Source organism: Actinoplanes octamycinicus, from assembly GCF_014205225.1.
Taxonomy (GTDB): domain Bacteria; phylum Actinomycetota; class Actinomycetes; order Mycobacteriales; family Micromonosporaceae; genus Actinoplanes; species Actinoplanes octamycinicus.
The window spans coordinates 7937673-7953765 of the sequence record NZ_JACHNB010000001.1 but is presented as its reverse complement, the minus strand read 5'-3'; the positions used below and the strand labels follow the sequence as shown (position 1 = coordinate 7953765).

Annotated in this window: 17 protein-coding genes; 8 read left to right on the top strand and 9 right to left on the bottom strand. The window is 72.0% G+C overall.

The genetic code is table 11. The annotated features are described in order from the left end of the window. Positions 1 to 59 precede the first annotated feature (59 nt). A complete protein-coding gene (gene tnpA / locus BJY16_RS35970) occupies positions 60 to 494 on the bottom strand; it encodes an IS200/IS605 family transposase (protein ID WP_185044009.1) in 435 nt (144 codons plus the stop codon). 19 nt (positions 495 to 513) lie between these two features. Between tnpA and BJY16_RS35965 the strand changes: the two genes are divergently transcribed. The 3 genes from BJY16_RS35965 (at position 514) to BJY16_RS35955 (ending at position 3095) form a co-directional block, all read left to right on the top strand. After that, complete coding sequence (locus BJY16_RS35965; RefSeq protein WP_260419099.1) at positions 514 to 1752, top strand: RNA-guided endonuclease InsQ/TnpB family protein; 1239 nt, start codon at positions 514 to 516, stop codon at positions 1750 to 1752. A 68-nt stretch (positions 1753 to 1820) separates the two neighbouring features. After that, positions 1821 to 2186 carry a DUF3253 domain-containing protein gene (locus tag BJY16_RS35960; RefSeq protein WP_185044008.1) on the top strand — a complete coding sequence of 122 codons (366 nt, stop codon included), beginning with the start codon at positions 1821 to 1823 and terminating at the stop codon, positions 2184 to 2186. 51 nt (positions 2187 to 2237) lie between these two features. Next, positions 2238 to 3095, top strand: a complete 858-nt coding sequence (locus BJY16_RS35955) for an SIMPL domain-containing protein (protein WP_239177794.1) — start codon at positions 2238 to 2240, stop codon at positions 3093 to 3095. A gap of 69 nt (positions 3096 to 3164) precedes the next feature. Here BJY16_RS35955 and BJY16_RS35950 read toward each other — a convergent pair whose 3' ends face one another. Next, positions 3165 to 4448 (bottom strand): MFS transporter, encoded by a 1284-nt coding sequence (locus tag BJY16_RS35950; RefSeq protein ID WP_185044006.1) that lies wholly within the window; start codon positions 4446 to 4448, stop codon positions 3165 to 3167. A gap of 56 nt (positions 4449 to 4504) precedes the next feature. Between BJY16_RS35950 and BJY16_RS35945 the strand changes: the two genes are divergently transcribed. Next, complete coding sequence (locus BJY16_RS35945; RefSeq protein ID WP_185044005.1) at positions 4505 to 5488, top strand: ArsR/SmtB family transcription factor; 984 nt, start codon at positions 4505 to 4507, stop codon at positions 5486 to 5488. A 199-nt stretch (positions 5489 to 5687) separates the two neighbouring features. On the opposite strand, the gene BJY16_RS47850 is transcribed toward BJY16_RS35945, so the two are convergent. The 4 genes from BJY16_RS47850 to BJY16_RS35925 all read right to left on the bottom strand — a co-directional run bounded on the left by BJY16_RS47850 (position 5688) and on the right by BJY16_RS35925 (position 8928). Beyond that, complete coding sequence (locus tag BJY16_RS47850; protein ID WP_307835917.1) at positions 5688 to 6704, bottom strand: phosphotransferase; 1017 nt, start codon at positions 6702 to 6704, stop codon at positions 5688 to 5690. A 233-nt stretch (positions 6705 to 6937) separates the two neighbouring features. Beyond that, on the bottom strand, positions 6938 to 7771 hold the full coding sequence (locus BJY16_RS35935) for an alpha/beta fold hydrolase (RefSeq protein ID WP_185044004.1): 834 nt from the start codon (positions 7769 to 7771) through the stop codon (positions 6938 to 6940). Positions 7772 to 7799: 28 nt separating this feature from the next. Next, a complete protein-coding gene (locus BJY16_RS35930) occupies positions 7800 to 8657 on the bottom strand; it encodes a DUF7710 domain-containing protein (RefSeq protein ID WP_185044003.1) in 858 nt (285 codons plus the stop codon). Positions 8658 to 8724: 67 nt separating this feature from the next. Further along, positions 8725 to 8928, bottom strand: coding sequence for a hypothetical protein (locus BJY16_RS35925; RefSeq protein ID WP_185044002.1), 204 nt, complete (start codon positions 8926 to 8928; stop codon positions 8725 to 8727). Between the two features lie 102 nt (positions 8929 to 9030). On the opposite strand from BJY16_RS35925, the gene BJY16_RS35920 reads away from it, so the two are divergent. Further along, positions 9031 to 10134: a carboxylate-amine ligase gene (locus tag BJY16_RS35920; protein ID WP_239177790.1), complete on the top strand. Its 1104-nt coding sequence runs from the start codon at positions 9031 to 9033 to the stop codon at positions 10132 to 10134. Between the two features lie 13 nt (positions 10135 to 10147). After that, the gene (locus BJY16_RS35915; RefSeq protein WP_185044000.1) at positions 10148 to 10528 is read left to right on the top strand and encodes an SRPBCC family protein; all 381 of its coding nucleotides are present in this window, start codon (positions 10148 to 10150) and stop codon (positions 10526 to 10528) included. A 4-nt stretch (positions 10529 to 10532) separates the two neighbouring features. Here the strand turns inward: BJY16_RS35915 and BJY16_RS35910 are convergent, their stop codons facing one another. After that, on the bottom strand, positions 10533 to 11549 hold the full coding sequence (locus tag BJY16_RS35910; protein WP_239177788.1) for a 5'-3' exonuclease: 1017 nt from the start codon (positions 11547 to 11549) through the stop codon (positions 10533 to 10535). 9 nt (positions 11550 to 11558) lie between these two features. Further along, on the bottom strand, positions 11559 to 12356 hold the full coding sequence (locus BJY16_RS35905) for an SDR family oxidoreductase (RefSeq protein WP_185043999.1): 798 nt from the start codon (positions 12354 to 12356) through the stop codon (positions 11559 to 11561). A 112-nt stretch (positions 12357 to 12468) separates the two neighbouring features. On the opposite strand from BJY16_RS35905, the gene BJY16_RS35900 reads away from it, so the two are divergent. Both BJY16_RS35900 and BJY16_RS35895 read left to right on the top strand, forming a co-directional pair. Beyond that, positions 12469 to 13164, top strand: a complete 696-nt coding sequence (locus tag BJY16_RS35900) for a hypothetical protein (protein ID WP_185043998.1) — start codon at positions 12469 to 12471, stop codon at positions 13162 to 13164. An 86-nt stretch (positions 13165 to 13250) separates the two neighbouring features. After that, entirely contained in the window at positions 13251 to 13985 is a 735-nt protein-coding gene (locus BJY16_RS35895) for a hypothetical protein (RefSeq protein WP_185043997.1), read from the top strand. A gap of 46 nt (positions 13986 to 14031) precedes the next feature. On the opposite strand, the gene BJY16_RS35890 is transcribed toward BJY16_RS35895, so the two are convergent. Beyond that, entirely contained in the window at positions 14032 to 15825 is a 1794-nt protein-coding gene (locus BJY16_RS35890) for a right-handed parallel beta-helix repeat-containing protein (RefSeq protein ID WP_185043996.1), read from the bottom strand. Positions 15826 to 16093 lie beyond the last annotated feature (268 nt).

The window sequence follows — 16093 nt, the reverse complement described above, 5'->3', positions numbered from 1 at the left end:
AATGCGGGCCAGTGCTCCGGGCTTCAGCCCGGGGGTGAAGGCCCGCGCTGGGAGGGCCGCTAGGCCCGAGCAGTACCTTGACCGGGGCGGTTCTGCTGCTCGATGTACTGCTTGATGACGTTCAGCGGTGCGCCGCCGGCGGAGCCTGCGAAGTACGAGCCGGAGCAGAGTTTGTTGGCCTGGTAGTAGTGGGGTACCAGGTCGGGGAACTCTTGGCGCAGGCGACGGGAGGAGACGCCCTTGAGCGAGTTGACCAGCCGAGCGACAGCGACCTTGGGTGGGAAGTTGACCAGCAGGTGCACGTGATTGTTCTCGCCGTTGAACTCGACCAGCTCTGCCTCGAAGTCGGCGCAGATGTCGCGCATGATCGCCTGCCTCCGGACCAGGTGCTGGTCGGTGAACACCTTGTGCCGGAACTTCGTCACGAAAACCAAGTGAACGTGCATCGCAAAGACACAGTGCCTGCCAGTGCGGATACCTTGAGGCTCGGCCATAAGCCAGCATGGGACAGTGATGGTCGTGCAGCTCCGTTACAACTTCCGGGTCACCCCGGACGCCGCCCAGCGCACCGCGCTGGCGCAGGCGTTCGGGTGTGCCCGCGTGGTTTTCAACGACGGACTCAGGCTGCGTCAACAGGCCCGCGAGGCAGGCGAGAAGTACCTCTCCGACGGCGACCTGTCGAAGCTGGTCATCACCCAGGCCAAGGCCACCGAGGACCGGGCGTGGCTGGGCGAGGTATCGGCGGTGGTGTTGCAGCAAGCCCTCGCGGACCTGAACACCGCGTACCGCAACTTCTTCGCCTCGGTCACCGGAAAGCGCAAGGGCCGCAAGGTCGCCCCGCCCCGGTTCCGGTCGCGCAAGGACAACCGGCAGGCGATCCGGTTCACCAAGAACAGCAGGTTCAAGGTCCTGGACAACGGCCGCCTGCGGCTGCCGAAGATCGGCGACCTACCGGTCCGCTGGTCGCGGACCCTGCCATCGGACCCGTCCAGCGTCACGATCATCAAAGACGCGGCAAACCGGTACTTCGCCTCCTTCGTCGTGACCGTCGGCGAGGACGAGATGCTGCCGCCGGTCGAGCCGGAGATCGGCATCGACCTCGGGCTGACCCACTTCGCGGTCATGTCCGACGGCACGAAGGTGACCGCGCCGAAGTTCCTGCGGCGTGCGGCCCGCAAACTCAAACGGTTGCAGCAAGCCCTCTCGCGTAAGCGCAAGGGCAGCAACCGCCGCAAGAAGGCTGTCATCAAGGTCGCCAGGGCGCACGCCCGGGTGGCTGACACCCGGCGCGACTGGCAGCACAAACTGTCCACGGCGATCATCCGCGACAACCAAGCGGTGTACGTCGAGGACCTGTGCGTGACCGGTCTCGGCCGGACCCGGCTCGCCAAGAGCGTGCACGACGCGGGCTGGGCCAGCTTCACCACCATGCTGGAGTACAAAGCGGCCCGATACGGGCGCACATTCGCCCGGGTGGACCGGTTCTTCCCATCCACCCGGATGTGCTGCGACTGTGGCCGGATCAACGACAAGATGACGCTGAACGTTCGGGCGTGGGACTGCGCGTGCGGCAGTCACTATGACCGGGACGTCAACGCCGCCATCAACATCAAGGCCGCCGGGCAGGCGGACTTCAACGACCGTCGAGCGCAGGTAAGACCGGGACTTGTCCCGGCACCGCGCAGTGAAGCGGTAACCCGCCAGAACGCCGCGCGTGCCACGCGCAGCGTGGCTGGAATCGCCGTCCTTTAGGACGGCGAGGATGTCAACGATCCGAACATCCCGGACGGGGGCTGCGGCAGGAGCTCGTCGACGAGCTGATGGCGGCCCGCCGGCTGGTGCGCACTGACCCGGGCACGGCCCGGCCGCGGGTGCAGGACGCCAAGGTGGCGCTGGGGGAGCGGGGCGACCCGTGGTGGGAGCCGACGGCCGCGGGGCGGCGCGAGCGGGTGGCCGCGGCGATCCGGGTGCTGCTGCGGCACCGGGCGGCGGACAGCAGCATCTGCCCGAGTGAAGCGGCCCGGGTGGCCGGCGGGGAGTCGTGGCGGGACCTGATGGACGTGGTCCGGGAGGTGGCCGCCGAGCTCTCGGGGGAGGGCACCGTCGTCGTGCGGCAGAAGGGCGCCGAGGTCGACGTGACCACCGCTACCGGCCCGGTGCGTCTGGCTCGCGGCCCGGCCTGGTGAGATTCCGGGAAGATAGCAAAAATCCCAGGAAAAGTGTCTCTAATGGGAGGAATGAGCAAACCACGCGTCACCGTGCCGGCCCTCGTCGCCCTGATGACCCTGGCTGTGCCCTCGTCCTCGCTGCTGCTCGCCGGCCCGGCGGCGGCCACCCCCAGTCCGGCGTCCGCAACCGGTGCGGCAGGCGGAACCGGCGCGGCGGCACCTGCGCGGACGACCGCATCCGGGGCCGCCGCGACCGCCTCCTCCGACGACCAGAACCGGGAGAGCGTCCTGGTCACCGGCACCGGCAAGGCGTCCGGCGAGCCGGACGTCCTGACCGCTTCCTTCGCGGTGGAGGTCACCGGCGCCACGGTCAGCGAAGCCCTGGACCGGGCGAGCGCGGCCGCGACCCGGGTGCGGGACGCCCTGCTCCGCGCCGGGGTGGTCAAGGCCGACCTGCAGACCGCGGACGTCAGCGTCAACGCCCAGCGGAACAACGCCAACAAGATCACCGGCTACACCGTGAACCAGGGCCTCACCGCGAAGCTCCGGAACCTTCCGAAGGCCGGCGCGACCCTGACCGCGGCGATCGCGGCCGGCGGTGACGCGGCCCGGCTCAACGGCGTCTCGTTCGCCATCGAGGACGACGCCGCCCTGCTGGCCGAGGCCCGCAAGCGAGCCTTCGCCGACGCCCGCGCGAAGGCCGCGCTGTACGCCCGCGAGGCCGGCCGCCCGCTCGGCCGCGTCCTCAAGATCACCGAGGAGACGCCGAGCTACTACCGGGACTCCTACTCGTCGGACAGCGTGGCCATGTCCGGCGCGGCCGCGCCGATCGAACCCGGTCTGCAGCAGCTCACGGTGACCGTGACGGTGGAATGGGCCCTGGAGCCGTCCGCGGGTCGCGCAGACTCTCCCGGCCACGAAGCGTAATGACCGCAGGTCGTGGTGAGGCGGACCTCGTGAACCGCATGGTGCTCGTCCGGCGTCCGGGCGCCGCACTCATCGGGCGCTTCCACGAGGTGATCGGGACAGCCGCTGAGTCGTGACTCCGGCGGCCAGGAACATCGCGCCGAGCAGCAGCCAGCCGGGCGTGCCGTGGGCGACCGCGGTGGAGGTGACCACCACCGGGGCGAGCATCGTGCCGGCCGCGAAACCGGTCTGGCTGACGCCCTGGTAGGCGCCAGGGTTGCCGGGGTCGGCCAGTTCGAAGGCGAGCGACCAGGCGCCGGCTTCGGAGAGCACCTCGGCCGCGCTCGCCGCCACCACCGCGAGCAGCAGGACGCCGATCGCGGCGAGCGCCGGCAGGGGTGCCGCGGCCGCATAGAGAAGGCAGGTCAACACCAGGAAGACCGAGGACACGGCTACCGTACGGCCGGCCGCGCGCACGTCGGTGACCAGTCGCGCCGCGGGCAGTTGGAAGACCGCGACCAGCACCGTGTTCAGCACGAGCAGCAGCGCGACGGTGGTCGCCGGCGCCCGGGTGTGCAGCGTGACCCAGAGTGGCATCCCGACGGTGAGCAGACCGAACTGGATGGTGAGCAGGCCGTAGAGGGCGGCGATCCCGACGTACCGGAAATCGCGCAACGGAGAGCGGCCCACCGGCGCGGCAGCGGACCGTGCGGGAGGGCCGGGCCGCGCGGGGGAAGCGGCCGGGGAGGCCGCAGCGGACCGTGCGGGAGCGCCGGGCCGCGCGGGGGAAGCGGCCGTCGGGAGGGCGCGCAGCGGCAGGGCCGAGGCCAGGACCAGGGCGGACGCGGCCAGCATCGCGATCACGTAGGCGGCCGGAGTGCCGGTGGCCAGGGCCGCGGTGGCGAGCGCCGAGCCGAGCCCCACGAACACGTTGGTGACCACCCGGAGGCGGGCCCGCACGGTGACCCGGTCCGGACCGGTGAAGTGCAGGGCCAGCAAGGTCGCCTGGGCCGTCCGCTGGCCGCCCTGCGCGCCGACCGCGGCGCAGGCGATCAGCGTGAAGGTGAGCGCCGAACCGGCCGCGCAGTACGCGGCCAGCGCCGCCGCCTGGGTGAGCGTCGCGCCGGCCAGCACCCGTTGCGCGCCGATCCGGTCGGACAGGTAGCCGCACCCGAAGGCGGCGGCCATCCCGGCCGCGCCGGCCACGGTCAGCCCAGCGCCGACGGTGGCCGGGGACAGGCCGATCACGGTGGTGAAGAAGAGCGCGCTGACCCCGAACAACACCCCCTTGGCCAGTGAGGCCGCGGCGATGGACAGGGTCAGGGCACGCTCGACCGGGCTGCGGCCGGTGAGCCGTCGATCAGTGAGGGTCACGCGTCGGTTCTGCCAGCCGGCCCCGGAGCCGGGCGAACGATGTAGCGTCCTGCTTCATGGTCGTGCGGTATCAGCTCGTCGGACAGGACCTGGGCGGGGTGCGGTTCGCCATCTCGCCGCTCAACGAGCTGGTGCTGTCGCTGCACGCGTGGCGGGATCCGGGGCGCTATCCGCTGCACCTGCCGTGGATCCAGCAGATGCGGCAGGCCCAGGGGCGGCTCGCGGCCGGGGTGCTGGACGCGCTGGTCAACGACGATCTGTGGACGCCGGACTTCCTCACGCCACGGCCGTGGTCCCCGCTGACCCGGCTGGAGGACGAGATGGCGGCGGTGCGGCGTACCGGAAGTGCTGTTGTCGATCGTGACCTGCGGCTGCTGCACGGACCCGGGCGAGTGCCGACACCGCTGCGCGGCCCGGACGTGCTCGACCGCATCCTGGACGCGTTGACCGGATACTGGGAGGTCTGCTTCGCGCCGCACTGGCCCCGGATGCGGGCGCTGCTGGAGGGCGACGTCACCCATCGCGGGCGGGAGATCGCGCAGCACGGGCTGGCCGCGATGTTCGCCGGGCTCGCCGGCCGGGTGCGGATGGCGGGGGACACGGTGGAGGTTTCCGTACGGTCGCAGGTCCACTACACGCGACCGGCGACCGGCGGACTCACCCTGGTCCCGTCGATGTGGACGAGCAGCGCCTCCGCGCCGATCCTGCCCGACGAACCGCCGATGATCATCTACCGGGCGCGCGGGCTGGGCACGCTCTGGGAGCCGCAGCCACTGCCCGCCCCGGGCGCGCTCGCCGGGCTGCTCGGCGCCCACCGGGCCGGCCTGCTCGTGCAGCTGGCCACCCCGGCGTCGTCGACCGAGCTGGCCGCCCGGCTCGGCGTCACCACCACCGCGGTCAACCAGCACCTGCGGGCGCTCCGGGCGGCCGGGCTGCTGGTCAGCGCGCGGCACGGGCGGTCGGTGCTCTACCGGCGCTCGGACCTGGCCGACCAACTGCTGGACCGGTCCAGCGCGCCGGACACCCCGGCGTCGCGGTGACGCCACCGTGGTTCCGCTTCACGGCGCCACGCGGCCGGGCTCGATGAGATCGCTCCTCCGGACGCCGCGATTCATGTTCACGGCGCTACGCGGTCGGCCTGGATGAGATCGCGCCTCCGGGCCCGCGATTCATGGGTGGTCTCGCTTCACGGCGTCACGCGGCCGGCCTCCAGGAGACCGTGCCTCCGGACGCCGCGATTCAGGAGTCGAGGTTGGCGGCCAGGTAGGTCAGGGCTGCGGCGCTGTCGGCGTCGTCCTGGTGCGGGGTGCGCAGGTCGGTGGTGTACGCGGCCACGTCGGCGAGGATCCACCCGAGGCGGTAGAAAGCGGTGGCGGGCGACCGGCCGGCACCGGTCGGGGTGGTGCCGAACATGTCGGTGAGCATCCAGAAGTCGCGCTCGGGCGGGGCGATCTGAACCGTGGTCCAGTCGATCAGGCGCAGGCCGGACGGGGTGCGCAGGACGTTGCCCGGGTGGGGCTCGCCGTGCGTGACGACCCAGTCGGCGGCGGTGTCGCGGACGACGCCGGCGAGGTGGTCGAATTCGGTCAACCAGTCGTGGACGCGGGTGGCGTGGTGGCGGAGGAGGGCGCGGGCGGGTTCGGCGTGCGGGCCACTGGTCCATGGGTGGTCGAGGTCGCCCAGGGCGGTCTCCAGGTCGGTGCGGCCGATGAGGCGCAGGTCGGTGCGGGGGGCGAGGGTCGCGACAGCCGGGGTGGTTCGGTGCAGCGCCCCAAGCATCTCCGACATTTCCGAAATGTCAGCGAGTGGGTGTGGTCCGAAGTGGCCCGCAGCGCCGTCGAGCAACGGAAAGACCGCGACGGTGTAGTCGTGGCGCAGTGAGTGGGAGGGCGCGCCTGTCGAGTCGCGCGGCAAGGACTGCGTCGCCGCGCCGGTGGAGTCGTGCGGCAGGGACCGCGACGCCGTGCCGGTCGAGTCGTGCGGGAGGGACTGCGACGCCGCGTCGGTCGAGTCGCGCGGCAAGGACTGCGGCGCCGCAGAAGTGGAGTCGTGCGGCAGGGTGTGCGACACCTCGCCGTCGAGGGCCGGCACCGGGGCGACGACGAAGTCGAGGCCGGCCCGATGCAACGCCAGCGCGGTCGCGAGTGACCGGCGCAGATCCGGATCGTCCCGGTCGACCTTCACGAACCAGGACCGGCCGCTGGGCTCGGTCACCGACCAGTGGTAGCTGCCCGCCCCGACCGGCAGGTAGTCGATGGTGACCGTCTCGATGCCCCACCCGGAGCGCAGCGCCGTGACCAGGTCGCTTTCGGCCAGTCCGGCCGGTTTCTCCCGCACGGCGAGCATTCTGCCGCAGCCTCGCCGCCGTGGTCATCCTGAATAGCGGGCGGGTCGAGGCGGACCTCGCCGGAGTCCAGCGCCGGGCAGTGGACACGTGCTGGCCTCGACGAGCGATCCTGGCGCACCGGTGGCGTCGCCGAAGCACTTGCTCAGCTGCTCGCGACGAACTCCCGCAGGTGGGTCGCGCACGCCCCCGGCTGGTCCTCCGGGATCAGCGTGTAGCTGTCCGGCACCTCGACCAGCCGCCCTCGCGGCAGCGCCTGCGCCAGCCGGGCGCCGTTGGCCGGGACCATCATCGTGGCTTCCGGAGCCCACAGGACCAGGGCCGGGCGGTCGAAGCCGGACAGGCGGGCGGCAGCCTCCGTGTATTCGGCGCGTCTGGTCGTACGCAAATATTTCTTCAGGTCCCGCCGGATCGCGCCGGAGGTGAGGGACGGCCGCAACCAGGCGTCCATGATGTCGTCCGGCACCGGGCGCTTCGCCATCAGCCCGAAATTGAGCGGAGCGCGGCGCAAGCCGCGAATCCGCAGCGGCTGCAGCGCCAGGAAGGTCGCGCCGGGCACCTTGGACGACAGGTACAGCGCGCGGCCGGGCAGGCCGGGCGGGAAGTTCTCGAACGACTCCTGCGGCAGCAGCACCAGCCGGGCCAGCCGGTGGCCGAGGCCGTGCGCGGCGACCAGCTGCGCGCCACCCCAGTCGCAGCCGATCAGTGTCACGTCGCGCAGGTCGAGCCGGTCGAGGAACTCGGCGACCAGCCGGGTCAGGCCGGGGGAGCTGAGGTCGGCGTCCGGGTTCATCGGGCGGCGGTGCGCGCCGAGCGGCAGCTCCAGCGCGACACAGCGATGATCGGCGCGCAGGTCGGCGATCACGTGCCGCCACAGGGTCACCCCGACGAAGATGCCGGTGAGGAAGACCAGGGTCGGCCCGTCGCCGCCGGTGTCGTCAAAGTCGACGGTGCCGGCGGAGAGCGTGACATGGCGCATCCGGAACCCCCGTTCGTCATCGACCAAGTTAGTCGATCGCACCGTCCACGATGTGCAGGTGATCGAGGCCGGCGCTGAACCCGGCGACGTGCCCTGGCGTGCCGTGATGGTCGCGGGTCCGGGTGAACCGGCCCTCGGCGACCGCGACGTCGTAAGCGCCACCCATCGCGTATTCGGCCAAAGTGCCACTCACCCGGTGCCGCCGCGCCCAGTCCCGGCCGTCCTCGGCGTTCGCGAACACGCCGGAGGCGAACCGCGCCCCGTCGCCGTGGAACAGCCAGACGGTGTCCCGCTCCTCGCGGATGGGCCGGCGGCGCAGGCCGGTCGGGGTGTAGTCGGCGTAGCGCCCGAAGTCTCCGGGCCGATACCGGACGACCAGCAGCCGGGCCGGGTCGTCGCCGTCGAGGTGGAACCAGACCGGGTCGTCGGCCGGATCACCGGTCGCGTAGCCGAGCGTCCCGGACCCTCGGCCGCCGATCCGGATCGACGGCTCGCCCCAGGCCGCCAGGATCTCGTCCTGGGTGCGGTCGTCCGCGGTGATCCCGGCACACAGCCGCTGGAACTCGGCCGGCGGCAGAGCGCGATCGAGGTCGAGCCAGCCGAGCCGGTGGGCGATCGTGGCGTACTGCGAGGCGACCGCGTCGCGCAGCAGGTGATCGGGGAAGACGGTGCGGTAGACGCCGCTGACTCCCATCGAGTTGAAGGCGCTGGAGTTGCGCAGCCGCTCGAGCTCGGCACGCCACTGGTCGAGGCGCCCGTCGGCGGCGGCCATCAACTCCAGCACGATGTGTTCGGCCGTCTCGGCCCGGCCGTACATGCCCGGGCGCCGGAACAGCAGATTGAGGTACTTCCGGTGGTGCGCGCGCACCTCGTCCACGGTTGTCATCGGGGCTGATCCTGCCAGCCGCCGGTTTCGAGAATCGACCGTATTCAGTCGTGGCCGGCGTCGCGGCTCAGTCCGGTCGATAGGCGTCCGTGTCGCCGGAGACCGCGTTCTCGTCGTAGCCGGCGCCCATCGGCGCCTCCCCGGCCTCGTCCTCGTCGGCCGGCGCGCCGGTCACCGACTCGCCGGGGCGGCGCAGCGAGGCGGCGTACGCCGGGGTGCCGTCAGGTTCGTCGGTGGGATGCCGGTCGACCGGCTCTCGAGCATCGCTCATGGGTGGCGGCTTCCCGGTGGGCGGCCGGGCAAACGTCGGAATATTCCGGGCCGGGCGGGGAACCCGGGGTCCCATGACCGAGCCGACCGCCATCCGCACCCGGTGACCGCGGCCCTGCCCGACCGGCTGACCGTCGGCGTCGAGGAGGAGTTCCTGCTGCTCGATCCAGGCACCGGGGAGAACATCCCGGTCGCCGAGAAGGTACTCGCCGGGCTGCCCGAGCCGATCCGTCGGCGCAGCCGGCGCGAGTTCCGGCCGAGCATGGTCGAGCTGGTCACCGACGTCTGCACCGAGGCCGGCGAACTCACCGGGCAGCTGCTGGCGAACCGGCGCGCCGGGGCCGAGACGGCGTCCGCGGCCGGCGCGGCGCTGACCCCGGCCGGCGCCACCCCGGTCGCCGAGCGGTTCCCGGAGCCGGCCGACGACCCGCGGTTCCGGGCGATCACCGGGCACTACGGACCGATCGCCGGCGACCCCTCGGTGTGCGGCTGCCACGTGCACGTCGGCGTGCCGGACGAGGAACTCGCCGTGCGGGTCTGCACCCGGCTGCGCGGCGACCTGCCGGTCATCCAGGCGCTCGCCGCGAACTCGCCGGTCTTCGAGGGCGCCGACACCGGCTGTGCCAGCTGGCGGTGCGTCCAGCTGGACCGCTGGCCGAGCCTGGGCGCGTGGCCGCACCTGGAGTCGGCGAGCGACTACCGCCGTACCGTCGACGCTCTGATCGCCTCCGGCGCGATGATGGACGACACCATGGTGCTCTGGTGGGCCCGCCCGTCGGCGTCGTTCCCGACCGTGGAGGTGCGGATCGCCGACGTCTGCCCGCGGGCGGCCGACACCGTGCTGGTCGCGGCGCTGATCCGGGGCCTGGTCGACACGGCGGCGCGGGCGGCGGCCGACGGCCGGTCCGCGCCGGAGCTGCCCGACGCGCTGGTCGGCGCGGCGCACTGGAACGCCGCCCGGACCGGACTGGACGGCACCCTGCTGGACCCGGTCACCGGCCGGGCCCGGCCCGCCTGGGACGCGGTCGCCGAACTGGTCGACCGGATCGGCCCGGCGCTGCGCCGGCACGGTGACCTCGACCTGGTCACCGCCGGGCTGGACCGGGTCCGCCGGGAGGGCACCGGCGCCGCCCGGCAGCGCCGCCTGCTGGCCGCCACCGGCCTGCCCGGAACACTGGCCCGGCTGGCAGCCGAGGCCACCGACTAGGAAGGACCACGGAGTGACCGATCAGACGAGCCGGGTCAGCGGCACCTACGAGTTCACCGGACCGGCCGAGGTGGTGTTCGGCGTGCTGACCGATCCCGATCGGGCGGCGCGCTGGCTGCCGGCCGCGCTGGGGACCGAGTCGGTCAGCACGTCGCGGGTCACCGTGGCGGGCGGCCGGGACTATCCGGTGACCATCGAGCCGGACCGGCTGCGGGTCAGCTGGGGCGAGGGCGGCACGCACGGCCAGGCCCGGGTCGAGGACGCGCCGGCCGGCGGCAGCGTCCTGCACGCCGAGGTGACCGCGCCGGTCGGCGAGCAGGCGGCCCGGGAGCTGCTCGACGAGACTGTGCGGAACCTGCGCAGCGACGTCAGCGACAACTTCAACGCCGGCTGAGGGCTCAGAAGAGGGCGGTCTGGCCGGGCGTGGGGTCGCGGCGCCCGGACATCCCGCCGCGCAGCACGCGCGGCTGCAGGACGGCGGCCCAGGCCGGTTCCGGCTCCGGTTCCGCCTGGGCCGGGATGATCGGCGCGTCGCCGCCGGTCAGCGCCCACAGCGACGGGCCCAGGTTGATCCCGTGCTCGCGCAGGGCGCGGCGGATCACCAGGTAGTCCAGCGGCAGCCGGGCCGAGTCCGGGCTGGGCACCGGCAGGTCCCGCCGCATCCGCATCAGGCTGCGGTTGCGCTCGACGGTGGTGCGGGCCGCGGGCTCGGCCAGGGCCGCCGCGGCAAGATCACCCACCACGTCGCGTACGGCCTCCGCACCCGCCTCGAACGCCGCGTCCACCGTCCCGAACGCCGCCAGCAAGCGCGCCGCCGTCCGTGCCCCGAAGCGCCGCACCCCGGGCAGGTTGTCCGACGGGTCCCCGCGCAGCGCGGCGAAGTCGGTGTACTGCTCGGGGCGCACCCCGTAGAGCGACGGCAGCGACTCGTGGTCGATCAGCATCGACCGGTCGAAGCCGCCGTTGCGCACCCGCAGCACCGAGGTGCAGTCGTCGATCAGCGCGAACGCGTCCCGGTCGCTGGTCATCAGCACCGACCGCCAGCCCGAGCGGCGGGCCAGCGCGGCGCTGCTGGCCAGCACGTCGTCCGCCTCGTAGGCGGGCGGGACGACGGTGCCGATCCCGGCGGCGCGCAGCAGGTCCGGGGCGAGCGCCAGCTGGCGGGTCAGCTCGGCCGGTTTCGCCGGGCGGTGGGCCTTGTAGTCCGGGTGGTCGGTGCGCCGGGCCGAGTCCCGCGGGCAGTCGAAGCCGACCAGCACGGCGTCCGGTCGCAGGTGGGCGGCGGCGCGGGCCAGGTAACCGAAGAGGCCGCGCAGCGCGGGCGACGGCTCGAGCGAGCCGTCGCTGGCGTGGTACGCCCGGTGCAGCAGGCTGTTCCCGTCGAGGACCAGCAACAACCCACCCGTACGCAGCACCCGAGAAGCTTAGCGGTTCAGGTCGTGCTTACGGTGAGTGATCTTCTCCACCAGTCCGGCCGGCACCACCCGGCGCAGCGCGAAGACGAACGGGGCGTTGCTGCCCACCGCGTACCGCTGCCGGGGCCGGTCCGCCTCGATCGCGGTGACGACGGTGGCCGCGACCCGGTCGGCGGAGACGCCCGCCTTCTCGTTGCGGTTGAGCGCGGTCAGCATCCGGTCGAACTCGGCCCGGTGCGGCGAGTCGTCGGCGACGTACGTGGTGCGGCGCTCGCTGATCCCGGTGTTGATCGAGCCGGGTTCGACGGTGGTCAGCCACACGCCGTACGGCGAGTACTCGTGCCGGGCGCCGTTCGCGAAGCCCTTGATCGCGGCCTTGGTGGCGACGTAGGACGAGCGGTAGGCGAGCGGGAACGACGCCAGCATCGAGCCGACCATCACCACCCGGCCGTACCGGCGCTCGCGCATCCCGGGCAGCGCCAGCTGGGCGAGCCGCACCGGGCCGAGCACGTTCACCTGGAAGAGCCGGCGCAGCGCGTCCATCGGCAGCTCCTCGAACGGCCCGGACTGGCTCTCCCCGGCGTTGTTGACCAGCACGTCGACGGTCTGCAGCACCGGGGCCAGGGCCTCGATCGACTGGTCGTCGGTGAGGTCCAGGGCGAGGTACTCGACGCCCGGCAGCGGCTGCGCGACGGACGCCGGGTGCCGGCTGGTGCCGAGGACCCGGTAGCCCCGGGCGGCCAGGGCCCGGGCGGTGGCCAGGCCGATGCCCGACGATGCTCCGGTGACGAGGGCGGTGCGCTCCATCCGAGCAAGATATCCGGTCCCGGTCGCCCGTCAAGATCAACAGGCGATACAGTGGCACCCTTCGATCTCGATATCCGGGGGAACAACCCATATGAAAGCCATCGCTGTCGCGATGACCGCTTCTGTCCTGCTGCTCGCCGGATGCGCCGAGGAGGCGCCGCGAATGCCGGAGCCGGCCGCCTCGTCCGCCCCGGCCGACAACGGGGTCGCCGCGCTCTCCGCCGAGGAGATCCTCGCCCGGGCCAAGCAGGCGCTGGTCGACGTGAAGTCGTACCGGATGGCCGGGGCGTTCGTGGCGGACGACGAGGCCACCAAGATCGACTTCAAGATCTCCGGCGACAACCTGCTGGGCAGCATGAGCGTGGCCGGCGGCACGATGGAGCTGCTCGCCGTCGACGGCGCGAAGTACCTGCGGATGGACGAGAGCCTGATGGGCCTGGTCCTCGGTGACTCGGCGGTGGAGAAGCTCGGTGCGAAACTGACCGCGTCGAAGTGGCTCAAGTCCGCGCCTGGCGACAAGTCCACCGCTGATCTGTTCGAGGGCATGAACGGCGCGGGTTTCCTCACCCCGACCGGCAAGCTGACCAAGGGTGCCACCTCAGTCTCCAACGGCCGCCCGGTGATCCAGCTGATCGACTCGAAGTCCGACGGCGCCCTCTTCATCGCGACGACCGGTCAGCCGTTGCCGCTGAAGGTGGGCGGCAAGGGCATCGACACCGTGCTGTTCACCCAGTTCGGCGCGAGCTTCCCGGAGATTCAGGCGCCGCCGGCCACCGAGGTCGTCGACCTGCCGGCGAAGAAGGGCTGAACCGCCCGCGTATCCCGGATGCGACAAGATCAACAGGTCGATAGAGTGCCGTCGCTGGATCGCTGCTCGCGGGGGAAGAAGCACACGTGAAGATGAAGAAATCGGTCGCCGTCGCGGCGGCCGCCGGCACGCTGCTGCTCGGCGGATGCGCGCCCGACCGGCCGGCGCCGGTGGCGCAGGTCCGTGCCTGGGCGCCGCCCGGCAACGGGATCACCCGGCTCCCCGCGCGGGAGGTGCTCAAGCGGAGCTCCGGCGCGTTGCACGCCGCCGCGTCGTACTCCATGGCCGGGAGCATGTCCGAGGACGGCATGACCATCCGGTTCGACATGACCGTGGTCGACGCGAACCGGACCGGCACCATCCGGGTCGGCGACGGCACCATCGAGCTGCTCGCCGCCGGCGGCAACCAGTACGTCCGGGCCGACCAGGCGTTCTGGGCCGCATTCCTCGGGCCGAAGGGCGCCAAGCAGATGGCCGCCGTGATGCGCGGCCGCTGGACCAAGGCCACCAAGGACAATCCGCAGCTGTCCAAATGGTTCGACGCCATCGACCGCGACATCGACCGGGTGCTGAGCCAGGGACTCGGCGCGGAGAACGGCACCGTCATCAAGTTCGGGGACGGCGAGGCGCTGCTGGTGACCAACCGGTTCGAGGGCGCCTCGGTCTACGTGGCGACGACCGGGGAGCCCTATCCGCTGAAGATCGGTGACGCGAGCGGCAGCTCGATCACGTTCGCCAAGTTCGGCGAGGCCTTCCCGGAGATCAAGGAACCGGCGCCCGCGGACGTGGTCGCCGTTCCGGAGAAGACCAGGAAGGCCTGACCGGCGGACGGGCCGGCGCGGAGCTCCGCACCGGCCCGTCGCGGTGTCAGAGCGACACGGTCCTGCCGCCGATCGTCACCACCAGCGTGCCGGTGGCGGAGAACGACCAGGCCAGCGCGCCGCTGTAGGTCGCGCAGCGGGAGCCGTTCGTGCCCGACCAGAACTGGTTGGAGCTGTCCGCGTCGCCGATGATCCGGTCATTGGTGCCGCTGCTGAACCGGCAGGACGTGTTGCCGCGGAACACCGACGTGCCCGCGTCGAAGTTGACGTTGCGCTGGCCGTTGTCGATGCTCAGGTTGTTCGACACGGTCAGCGAGCCCGGGTTGCTGTTGTAGGTGAACCCGTGCTTGCCGTTGCGGTAGGCGATGCTGCGCCGCACGATGTGGTTGACCGCGATGTCCTCGCCGCCGAGCTTGTACCCGTTGCGGTCGCCGGCGCCGGCCTGCGAGCCGTCGGTCAGCGTGCCGTTGTCGTAGGCGAGCGAGTCCTCGATCGTCACCGGCCCGATCGCCCCGGTGTCGGTCTTGGTGTAGAGGTCCCAGCCGTCGTCGATGTTGTGGTGCGAGACCGTGTAGCGGAACACGTTGCCGGTGCCCACGGTCAGTTTCGCCGCGAAACCGTCGGCGTTCTCCCCGTCGGAGTCCGCGTTGTCGTGCGACTCCGAGCTGAGGATCAGGTTGTTCGACGGCCACTGCGCCTTCGGCGTGTCCGAGGCGATCCGGGAGATCTGCAGGCCGCTGTCCCGGTTGAACCGGGTCACCGTGCGCTCGATGACGTTGTTGCTGCCACCGACGAAGATGCCGTTGTCGCCGGCGCGTTCCACCACCAGCCCGGACAGGCGCCAGTAGTTGCCGTTCACCGCCAGCCCGCGGGCCGCCGGGTCCTCGCTCTGCGCCGAGAAGTTCAAGACCGGGACTTCTCCGGGGTACGCCGTGATGGTCTTCGCCGCACCCGCGGCACCGTTGTTGCCCGCCGCGATGGTGACCGTCTGCGCGTACGCGTAGGTCCCGCCCCGCAGGTAGATGGTGCCGCCCGCACCGATCCGGGTGATCGCCGAGGGGAGCGTGGTCGGCGCCGACGGGGTGCCGGCCGCGCCGTCGGTGCCGCCCGGCGCCACGTAGAGCGCCCCGGTGACCGGCGGCGTGCTGGTCGAGGCGGACGGGGACGGGCTGGTCGAGCTCGGGCCGGCGGTCGGCGAGCTGGTCGGCGTCGTGCCGCCGCCGTCGTCCACCACGATGTCGTCGAAGCGGCCGGCGGCGCGCTCGGTGAGCAGCCCGATCCGCCCGGAGCCGATCGTCGCGTCGGTGGCCGAGCCGACGCTGGTCCCGTCGACCGAGCCGCTGATCGTGCTGCCGCTCACGGTCAGCCGGAGCGTGTAGAACGTGCTGGTGGAGACGGTCTGGCCGCGGCCGGCCAGGACCGTCACGCTGCTGCCGTTCATCATCTCCAGCTGCACCCGGCCGGCGCCGGTCAGCGACAGCCGGTACATCTTGGTGGCCCCGGCGGCCCGGGCGGTCAGCGCCACCACCCCGGTGCTGGAGCCGAAAGCGGTCGCCTTGACCCGGGCCTGCACCGAGTAGTTCGTCCAGGCGGTGCTGCCGCCGAATTCGCGGGCCCGCTCAGTTGCGGTGTCGGATTGTTGCAGCACCTTGCTGCCGTCGGTGACGACCGACCAGGTGCCACCCGATTTCGACCAGCCACCGGTCGATCCGGACTCGAAATCGGCGCTGAACAGGGTGGCCGCCTCGGCGGTGCCCACGGCCACGGCGAGACCCGCGGTGACCAGCGTGACCAGCGCGCCCGCCCCGGCCAGGCGGCGCGCGCGTACGGATGGTGCCATGCGATTCTCTCCTTGCAGAAAGAGATCCCGCCGGCAATTCGCGGGCCGCATTGTTCGCGGCGACAAATGGGGATGGCGTGCCGGCGGTTTCGGGGACGCATTCGAATCTCTCACCGCTGTGAGAGGCGCGTCAACGATTCTCATTTGCAGGTTTGTTGCAGAATCGCCGGGCAGGCGGATCGTCGCGAATCTCCTGATCATGGTTTTTGTCTGGTTTCTGACTCACCCGTTCGGACGACCGGCCTATCGTGGCCAGGATCGCCGCAGA